Origin of the sequence: Pseudomonas aegrilactucae, from assembly GCF_019168305.1 — a bacterium.
GTDB classification, from domain to species: Bacteria; Pseudomonadota; Gammaproteobacteria; order Pseudomonadales; family Pseudomonadaceae; genus Aquipseudomonas; species Aquipseudomonas aegrilactucae.
In genome coordinates this window covers 1-1458 of record NZ_JAHTBI010000169.1, presented here as the reverse complement: position 1 = coordinate 1458, position 1458 = coordinate 1, and the positions used below count along the sequence as shown (strand labels likewise).

The following is a 1458-nucleotide window of genomic DNA, read 5'->3' as shown; positions in this document are numbered from 1 at the left end:
TGCATTACAACCGGTATCGGTACTATGATCGAGGGTTAGGAGCATTTATAAGTCAGGACCCGATTAGCTATTCGGGTGGATTGAATCTCTACTTATACGCACCAAACCCTATCGAATGGGCTGATCCACTCGGGCTGGAAAAAGTTGTTGCCGCTAGAAGCCGTGCGCATGCGTTGAGGCTTGCACAGCAGCATGCTCAAGTTCCGAGGGTGGGTCGAGGAGGACAGCATATTCCGCTTTCCGAACTTAACGATACGAGCAAGGGTAAAAATTATGCATGTCTGTGCGCTAGGGGAACTACATTGGGACGCGAAGGAGAACATGATGACTCATTAGTTTTTGACCACCCAGATGGGCACCCTGACATGGTGGGTGAAGGGTTTCCCGATCATCATGATGGGCCACACGTGCACGCACGAAATAAGAAAGGACAAATTATAGTGTTTACTTATCCGGGGTGACTAGAATGTTTGAAGTCTTGGTGCACCGCTCAAAATTCAAAGAATTCAAAAAGGGCGCCAACGGGCGTATATCTTCACTGCCTGCAAATGATGAAGATGAATTTTCTGCGGTCATGGTGCGCGGCGAAAGTGGGCGGCTGGGCTTTAATGCAAACGCAGCATCGCGAGAAGTACTACGCTCGCTACTTGATGAATGCTACTGCTTCACCGCTCCTGATACTATCTTTCCTCCAGGGAAAAGGAGGGAAGGGGGGTTGCCAAATTTCTTCTTTAAAGATAAGGGTGGTGCTCTCGGTGAAATGATAATGACGCATGAGCGTTACATTTTAGATATGAAGAAATATAATATTATTTCTCGACACAAGTCTGTTGAAAAGCCATCGCCTTCAGCGTTGGCGGGCTTTTTGCGAGATGATAATCGGCTTGAGCGTGAACTATATAAATACTTGCTGTCTTCCTGCGAGTATCTTGGAATTTTACAGCATTCAGAGGAGCGTGGATGGGGGGCGTTCGATTTGATTTCCCGAGACATGGAAGATTTTATTATCAAGTTAGAACGCTTGGTGGGTGATAACGGACGACTAGTTTTCATCGAAGAAATGCGAAATATGCCCTGTTGGTAGTGCGGTCAGCGCCCCCTCTACCTGCGCCTCCACCTTATGGGCCGGCTGGCCGAGCGTACCGCCAGCCTGGGTGACCAGTCGCAGACCGAACGCTTTGCCTATGACGGCAACGGCAAGCTGATCCAGGCGATCAACGCCGCGAGCACGCTGCAGTGGTTCCATGACGAGGCCGGTAACCTGACGCGTGAGCATCAGCATTACCTGGGGTTGCAGCAGCCGATGGTCGCGGTGTGGACGCATGAATACGACGCGCTCAACCAGCGCATCGCGACCGTGCGCCCGGATGGGCACAAGGTCAGTTGGCTGACGTATGGCAGCGGCCATCTGCTGGGCATGAAGCTCGACCATCACGACATGCTCAGCTACGAGCGCGA

General features: G+C 51.2%; 2 protein-coding genes and 1 pseudogene. All 3 read left to right on the top strand.

The genetic code is table 11. From position 1 onward, the window contains the following. Window positions 1-461: RHS repeat-associated core domain-containing protein (locus KUO17_RS26330; protein WP_217978470.1), on the top strand; the 461-nt coding region annotated here is incomplete at its 5' end. Window positions 462-466: 5 nt separating this feature from the next. After that, complete coding sequence (locus KUO17_RS26325; RefSeq protein ID WP_217978469.1) at window positions 467-1084, top strand: hypothetical protein; 618 nt, start codon at window positions 467-469, stop codon at window positions 1082-1084. A 3-nt stretch (window positions 1085-1087) separates the two neighbouring features. Then, a pseudogene (locus tag KUO17_RS26320) lies at window positions 1088-1458 on the top strand (hypothetical protein); the annotation flags it as partial.